Origin of the sequence: Longimicrobium sp. (assembly GCF_036387355.1) — a bacterium.
In the GTDB taxonomy this organism is placed as follows: domain Bacteria; phylum Gemmatimonadota; class Gemmatimonadetes; order Longimicrobiales; family Longimicrobiaceae; genus Longimicrobium.
On record NZ_DASVTX010000341.1, the window covers coordinates 1 to 6,939 of the forward strand.

Genomic DNA, 6,939 nt, shown 5'->3' on the forward strand with positions numbered 1-6,939 from the left:
TCGTCCGGCCTGGGCGTGCTGGTGAGCCTCTCCAAGAAGATCCGGGAGCAGGGCGGCGAGCTGCGGCTGGCCAACCTGAACGAAGACCTTCGCACGCTGTTCGAGCTCACCAAGCTCGACACGCTGTTCAACATCGCCGACACGCGCGACGCGGCCCTTACCGGCTTCTGATCCGCACGGCCTGAACCGGCGGCCGCACTGGGACGTTTTCCGGCGCGGCGCGCCGCGTTTTTGCAGTACGGCAGCATGCTCGGTCCGGCACACTCACGCGCCTCGGGCGCCTCTGTACGCTGAACATGGCCCCATCCCGCGGCGGCCCTCCCCCGGAGGGCTGCGCCTTTGTCCTGGAGCTGCCCAGCGACCTCCGCCTCATTGAGTCGGCGGTCGGGTACCTGGCCGAACGGCTGCGCGCCTACCGCTTCGACGGCTCGCGGCTGAACCTGAACTTTCGCGTAGGAATGGCGGAAGCGCTGGCCAACGCCATGATCTACGGCAACGGAAGCGACCCGGAGAAGCGGGTTCGAGTGGAGGTGGAGCTTTCGCCGGACGAGGTCTCGGTACAGGTGCACGATCAGGGCGCGGGGTTCGACCCCGCGCGCGTTCCCGATCCCACCCTGCCGGAAAACCTGGACCTGGGCGGCGGGCGCGGCATCTTTCTCATCCGCACCCTCATGGACGAGGTCCGTTACAACGACGCGGGCAACTGCGTCCACCTGGTGCTGCGCCGCGCCGAGCCGCGGCGCCGGGCATCCGGCGAATGACGGAACTCCCGACCCCCACGTGACCACGGCCGCTCCCAGCCCCCCCCGCCTGCCCGCCTCCGCGCGCGAGGTGCTCGACGACTTCAGCCGGGCATTCGGCGGAGCCGCGCGCGTCTGGCGCCGCATGGAGGACGGCTGGCTGGCGCTGGGCGAGGGCGGCGGCCTGTCCGCCCCGGCAGGGGGCACGGCCGACGTGCCCGGCACCACGCTGGCCGTGGAACTGGCCGACGCCACCCCCGCGCAGGCGACCTCGGCCGCCGCGTTCCTGGGCTCCGCGATGGCGCGCGCGGCCCGGCACGACGAGGAGATGCGCTCGTTCAGCCGCGAGATCGCGGAGCGGTACGAGGAAATCACGCTGCTGTATTCGATCAGCGAGATCCTGGGCTCCATCATCTCCCTTCGCGACGCGGCGCGCACCATTCTGGGCGAGGTGTCCAGCATCCTGGGCGCCAGCCGGGCCGCGCTGTGGGTGCACGACGAGGACGCGCGCATGCTGCGCCTGGCCGCGGTGGAAGGCGGCGAGGGGCAGACGACGCCCATCCAGGTGGACGACCCCTGCTCGGTGACGGCCGCGGTGTTCCGCGAGGGGCGCCCCGTGATCCTGGCGCCGGGCGAAGAGTACACGCGCGACGACTGCCCCGGCGGCGAGCGCCAGCGCGGCTCGTTCCTTTCCGTCCCCGTCAGCTACTCGCCGCCGGAAGGGGAGACGCGGACCATCGGCGTCATCAACCTGATCGGGCGGGCGGGGAACGACGGCTTTTCCGCCGGCGACATCAAGCTGCTCTCCGCCATTGCCAGCCAGATCGGCGCGGCGGTGGAAAACAACCGGCTGATCGCCGAATCGGTGCGGCAGGAGCGGATGGAGCGCGAGCTTGAGCTGGCGCACGACCTTCAGCTCAAGCTGCTTCCCCCGCTGGAGCAGTTCGCCGGCTACGCGCAGGTGGCGGCGCGGTGCGTTCCCGCCGAGTCGGTGGGCGGCGACTTCTACCACCTGTTCCGCCTCCCCGGCAACCGGCTGGGCGTGCTGATCGGCGACGTGAGCAGCCACGGATTCGGCGCGGCGCTCATCATGGCGCTCACCATCAGCGCCGTGGCCATCCATGCCAGCGAGGGCGACGCGCCCAGCGAGGTGCTGCACCGCACGCACCGCGCGGTGATCGACGAGCTGGAGAACACGGAGATGTACCTGACCCTGTTCTACGCCGTCATCGACCCCGCCGCGGGAACGCTCACCTACAGCAACGCGGGGCACGGCCACGCCTTCCGCATCCGCGGCGAGGATGGGCACCCGGAGCGGCTGGCCGCCACCGATCCCCCGTTCGGCATCGTGGACCGCGACACGTACGGCGAGGCGGTGACGGGGTGGACGGGGGGCGAGGACCTGCTCTTTCTGTTCACGGACGGCCTCTCCGACGCGCTGGACGCGGGGGAGATCGAGGGCGAGCGGGTGCTGGTGGACGAGGCCGCGCGGATGCGCGCCGACGATCCGGCCGCCATCATGGACCGCCTGTTCGTGGCGGCGGGCGAGGCCAGCAACGTTCCGCCGGACGACCGCACGGCCGTCGTGGTGCGCTTCTAGTGCGCGATCCCGCCCCGTCCGGCCCGCACCGCGCCAAGCGGTCGCTGGGGCAGAACTTTCTGGTGGATGGAAACGTCCAGCGGCGCATCGTCGACTCGCTCCGGCCCAACCTCATCGACGAGGTGATGGAGATCGGGCCGGGGCAGGGCGCGCTGACGCAGCACCTGGCGGGCCGCGTGCGCCGGCTGGTGCTGGTCGAACTGGACAACAACCTGGCCGCCCGCCTGCAGGAAAAGTACGCGGACACGCACGGCGTGGAGATCATTCACGAGGACGTGCTGCGCGTGCCGCTGGAGCGGGTGTCGGAGGACCCGCGGCGGCTCAAGGTCATCGGCAACATCCCCTACAACATCACCACGCCCATCCTGTTCGGGCTGCTGGAGCGGCGCCCGCGCCCCGCGGAGATCGTGGTGATGATCCAGCGCGAGGTGGCGGACCGCATTCTGGCGCCGGCCGGGGGCAAGACGTACGGCGCGCTGGCCGTGGGCATCCGGTCCATCGCCACGGTGGAGCGCGTGCTGAACGTGAGCCGTGAGGCGTTCCGGCCGGTGCCGGACGTGATGTCGTCGGTGATCCGCATTGTGCCCCTGGACCCGCCGCCGCTCACCGAGGCGGACGAGAGGACGCTGCGCTCGCTGACGCGCGCCGCGTTCGGGCAGCGGCGCAAGCAGTTCCAGCGGATTCTGCGCGACCGGTACGGGCTCTCGGCGGAGCAGGTGGAGGAGGTGGCGGCAGAGACGGGGATGGACCTGCAGGCGCGCCCGGAGCAGTTCGAGCCGCAGCGGTTCATCGACCTTGCCCGGGCGCTCCGTGCCCGCGGGTACGCGGTCAAGGGCGAGGCGGCGGAAGAGGAATAGGGCGCGTTCCCGGAACCGAATTTGCCGACGCAGTCCCTTGACGGCATGTCTCATGGCTGGGTATCGTGGACGTGCAGCCGCCCACGGCGGTGCGCCGGTTCTCCAAGGGAGGGCATCATGCTCCGAAAACTACTGGCAATCCTGCGTGGTGGCCGCCACCCGGCGGGTGCTTCCAAGGACGACGCGACGGCGTATCTGCGCGGTTCGCGCGCGAATGCCGCGCGTCTCGATTCGGCCATCGGAGATCTGAATGCGGGACGTGGAGCGCTGACCGACATGGCGGCGCTGCGCGATCGGCTGGGTGAAGCCGCCGCACGGTAGCCGCGATACACAGAGAAAAGGGCCTCCGGTTCAGCACGTGAACCGGAGGCCTGTTTTGTCACCGCAGTTCATGCAGGACCTTCAGCACTGGATCGACACTGATCGCAAGCTCGCGCTCCGCCTGATGGATCTGATGGAGGAGTGCCTTCGCACGCCCCGTAATGGCCGCGGAAAGCCGGAGCCGCTCAAGGGCAACTGGGCCGGATGGTGGTCGCGCAGACTGACGGACGAGCACCGGATCGTGTATCGCGCAACGGAGGAGTTCGTGGAGTTTGCCCAGGCCCGCTACCACTACGACCCGTGACGAGCGGGTTCGCGCAATGAAGTCTGGTGCCTCAGTGTGCGTGAGCGAATGAATTCGCGGCAACAACGGCGGGAAGTCCCCCCAAACAGCGGGGGGACTTCACCTGCACGGGGCAGACAGGACGGCGCGAGTCGCGTAGGGACGTGCGCCAGCGACCTCCTGAGCGGATGAATCCGCCGCTCAGAACGCGGTAAGCCCCGACTCGGGGCCGCGTCCACGCTCGGGGCTTCATCTGCATTGGGGGTGCACACCGGAGGTGGCGAGCAGTCCGCGAAGGCGGACTTCGTGTGTTTCGAGGCGCGGTTTCAACCGCCGGGCTGAGGTCGGGGCCCAGCGCCGTCATCTGCCCCACAACGACCGGCACGGGACCGGACAACACGCTCCGACCCCCGCCCCCGCGCCGAACTGCTCCCCCTCGCCCGCTTGGCGGGAGAGGGTCTGGGGGTGAGGCGTGCGTCAGCATCCGCCAGACCATCCGAACCACTTTCGTACTTTCGTACTTTCGTACTCTCGCACTCCGCACTCCGCACTCCGCACTCAGCACTCCGCACTCAGCACTCAGCACTCAGCACTGCAGTTCTGGCCCGCATCCTGCCCATCCGCGGCGCGAGCACGCCCATCGCGGAGATCCCGAATGCTGATCCAGGAAGTCCTGACCGACCTGCCGCCGGACGAGGTGATCCGGCGCGCGCGCGAGTGGTTCACCCTGCGGCTCACGCCGTACGCCGGATTTACCGAGGACGCCTCGGAGCACCACGCCCGCTTCATGACCGAGGCGGGCGACGTGTCCATCGGCACCGGCGAAGCGCAAGGCAAGACGATGGTGCGCGCCAGCACCTCGCGGCTGCACCACGAGGTTTCGCAGTTCCTCACCACGCTGGCGCCCCCGGAAGAGGTGCGCGAAAACCTCCCCGGCCCCGGCGTCTCCGGCGCCGGCTGACCCGGCCGCCGCCCCGCCCACGAACCCGGGCGGGGCGGCGGGGTATGGCGCTGGGATTCCCTCTTCTCAGGCGCCGCCCATGATCGTCCGCTCCCTTTTCTTCGCCTCGTACCGCGACCTGGCCGGCACCGACGAGTTGGCGCTGGAGCTTCCCGCCGGCGCGCGCGTGTCCGACCTTGTGGGCCGCCTGCGCGCACGCGGAGACGCCCTGGCGCGCCTGCCCGAGGCGCCGGTCACCGCCGTGAACATGGACTACGCCCCGCTCAGCACCGAGCTGCGCGAGGGCGACGAGGTCGCGTTCATTCCGCCCGTGGCGGGGGGCTGAGCCGTGCCCGCCTGCTTCGCCCTGGTCACGCCCGATCCGATCGACCCCGCGCGCCTGCTGGACGGGACCCTGTCGCCTTCCGACGGCGCGGCGCTGCTGTTCTGGGGCGTGGTGCGCGACGAGAACGACGGGCGCGCCGTGAGCGAACTGGAGTATTCCGCCTACGCACCCATGGCCGAAAAGGAAATGCTGCGCATCGCCGAAGAAGCGCGCGAGAGGTTCGGCACCGGGGCGGTGGGCGTCATCCATCGCACGGGAATGCTGCGCATCGGCGAGGCGAGCGTGGCCATCAGCGTGGCGTCGCCGCACCGCGCGGAGGCGTACGAGGCGTCGCGGTACGTCATCGAGCAACTCAAGCAGCGCGTCCCTGTCTGGAAGCGGGAGGGCTACGTGGACGGCGAGCGGGAGTGGGTGCCGGGATTCACCCCGGCGGTGCGGGAGGGCGCATGAGCCGGCTGGTGCAGCTGGGCGGCGTGCCCGTCGCACCCGCGCGCCCCGTCCCGGCGGACGGGCCCATGACGGACGGCTTCGGGCGCCGCGTGGAGTACCTGCGCATCTCGGTCACGGACAAGTGCAACCTCCGCTGCGTGTACTGCATGCCGGAGGAGGGGCTGCCCTGGCTGCGGCGCGAGCAGCTGCTGCGGTACGAGGAAATCGCGGAGATCGTGCGGGTGATGGGCGGCATGGGGCTGAAGCGCATCCGCATCACCGGCGGGGAGCCGCTGGTGCGCCGCGACCTGCCCGCGCTGGTGCGGATGATCCGCGCCGTTCCGCAGATCGAGGACGTGGCGCTTTCCACCAACGCCGTGCTGCTGCACGATTTGGCGGAGGAACTGCGCGACGCGGGGGTGGACCGGGTGAACGTGTCGCTGGATTCGCTGCGGCCGGAGCGCATCGACGCCATCTCGCGGCGCGCGGGCTCGGCGGAGGCGATCTTTCGCGGCTTGGAGGCCGCGGAGCGCGCGGGGCTGGGGCCCATCAAGGTGAACTGCGTGGTGATGCGCGGCCGCAACGACGACGAGGTGGCGGACTTCGCGGCCATCACCCGCGACCGGCCGTGGCACATCCGCTTCATCGAGGTGATGCCCACGGGCGAAAACCTGGGCGTGTCCGCGGACGAGTTCGTGCCGTCGGACGAGATCCTGGAGCGCATCGGGGAGATCGGGGCGTTGCGGCCGGTGGCGGGCCCGGCGGGGAACGGGCCGGCGCGCTACTACGCCTTCGACGGCGCGGCGGGGACCGTGGGCGTCATCACCCCCATGAGCCACAACTACTGCGACCGCTGCAACCGCATGCGGCTCACGGCGGACGGGCAGCTGCGCCCGTGCCTGTTCGGCGACATGCAGACCAACCTGCGCGACCCGCTGCGCCGCGGCGAGCCGCTGGAGCCGCTGGTGCGCCACACGCTGGGCACCAAGCCCGAGCGCCACTGGCTGGTGCAGGGGAGCGATGCGGGATCAGGCGGGTTGCTGGCGCTTTCGCAGGTGGGTGGTTGATCCAGGCGCGTGTTGGGGATGATGAAAACGAGCCTCGGCTCCCGTTCGGGGCCGGGGCTCGGTTTGTCGTGGAGACGGGCGACTGAAGTCGCGGCAACAACGGCGCAAAGTCCGCCTGCGCGGACTGCGGCGGCGGCATTCGTGGGGAAGGCCGGGATCCGCGCGTCCGCCTGTCCAGAGCGAATGAATTGATAGCGTAGCGTTTTGTTGACATTGGGCGAAAATAAAGCAGCATGAGGCACCGAACCCATCACGCGAAGAAGGGAGGCGCCTCATGCTGTTGCTGAACGGAAGTGTCCAGCTGGAAGTGAAGGTAGCCGCGACCCGTGCGCGGATCAACGACGTCGCGGCCGAAC

10 protein-coding genes are annotated in these 6,939 nt (G+C 70.2%); all 10 read left to right on the plus strand.

Annotated elements, in window-relative coordinates; all coding sequences use genetic code 11:
- Positions 1-9: 9 nt before the first annotated feature.
- The 10 genes from VF665_RS26000 (at position 10) to moaA (ending at position 6,583) form a co-directional block, all read left to right on the plus strand.
- Entirely contained in the window at positions 10-171 is a 162-nt protein-coding gene (locus VF665_RS26000; protein WP_414678837.1) for an STAS domain-containing protein, read from the plus strand.
- A gap of 125 nt (positions 172-296) precedes the next feature.
- Positions 297-761 (plus strand): ATP-binding protein, encoded by a 465-nt coding sequence (locus VF665_RS14970; RefSeq protein ID WP_331054245.1) that lies wholly within the window; start codon positions 297-299, stop codon positions 759-761.
- 19 nt (positions 762-780) lie between these two features.
- Complete coding sequence (locus tag VF665_RS14975) at positions 781-2,340, plus strand: PP2C family protein-serine/threonine phosphatase (RefSeq protein WP_331054246.1); 1,560 nt, start codon at positions 781-783, stop codon at positions 2,338-2,340.
- The gene (gene rsmA, locus VF665_RS14980; protein ID WP_331054247.1) at positions 2,340-3,197 is read left to right on the plus strand and encodes a 16S rRNA (adenine(1518)-N(6)/adenine(1519)-N(6))-dimethyltransferase RsmA; all 858 of its coding nucleotides are present in this window, start codon (positions 2,340-2,342) and stop codon (positions 3,195-3,197) included. The genes VF665_RS14975 and rsmA overlap by 1 nt, the downstream gene beginning before the upstream one ends.
- Before the next feature lie 117 nt (positions 3,198-3,314).
- Positions 3,315-3,518, plus strand: coding sequence for a hypothetical protein (locus VF665_RS14985; RefSeq protein ID WP_331054248.1), 204 nt, complete (start codon positions 3,315-3,317; stop codon positions 3,516-3,518).
- A 37-nt stretch (positions 3,519-3,555) separates the two neighbouring features.
- Positions 3,556-3,822 carry a Txe/YoeB family addiction module toxin gene (locus VF665_RS14990; protein ID WP_331054249.1) on the plus strand — a complete coding sequence of 89 codons (267 nt, stop codon included), beginning with the start codon at positions 3,556-3,558 and terminating at the stop codon, positions 3,820-3,822.
- Between the two features lie 634 nt (positions 3,823-4,456).
- Positions 4,457-4,762: a hypothetical protein gene (locus tag VF665_RS14995; protein WP_331054250.1), complete on the plus strand. Its 306-nt coding sequence runs from the start codon at positions 4,457-4,459 to the stop codon at positions 4,760-4,762.
- Positions 4,763-4,841: 79 nt separating this feature from the next.
- Positions 4,842-5,087, plus strand: coding sequence for a molybdopterin converting factor subunit 1 (moaD, locus tag VF665_RS15000; RefSeq protein WP_331054251.1), 246 nt, complete (start codon positions 4,842-4,844; stop codon positions 5,085-5,087).
- 3 nt (positions 5,088-5,090) lie between these two features.
- A complete protein-coding gene (locus tag VF665_RS15005) occupies positions 5,091-5,537 on the plus strand; it encodes a molybdenum cofactor biosynthesis protein MoaE (RefSeq protein WP_331054252.1) in 447 nt (148 codons plus the stop codon).
- Positions 5,534-6,583, plus strand: a complete 1,050-nt coding sequence (gene moaA / locus VF665_RS15010; protein ID WP_331054253.1) for a GTP 3',8-cyclase MoaA — start codon at positions 5,534-5,536, stop codon at positions 6,581-6,583. The genes VF665_RS15005 and moaA overlap by 4 nt, the downstream gene beginning before the upstream one ends.
- Positions 6,584-6,939 lie beyond the last annotated feature (356 nt).

Coding starts and splice junctions, on each gene's coding strand:
- VF665_RS14985 (WP_331054248.1), top strand. CDS start 3,315: ATGCTCCGAAAACTACTGGCAATCCTGCGTGGTGGCCGCCACCCGGCG.
- moaA (WP_331054253.1), top strand. CDS start 5,534: ATGAGCCGGCTGGTGCAGCTGGGCGGCGTGCCCGTCGCACCCGCGCGC.
- VF665_RS14995 (WP_331054250.1), top strand. CDS start 4,457: ATGCTGATCCAGGAAGTCCTGACCGACCTGCCGCCGGACGAGGTGATC.
- VF665_RS14970 (WP_331054245.1), top strand. CDS start 297: ATGGCCCCATCCCGCGGCGGCCCTCCCCCGGAGGGCTGCGCCTTTGTC.
- moaD (WP_331054251.1), top strand. CDS start 4,842: ATGATCGTCCGCTCCCTTTTCTTCGCCTCGTACCGCGACCTGGCCGGC.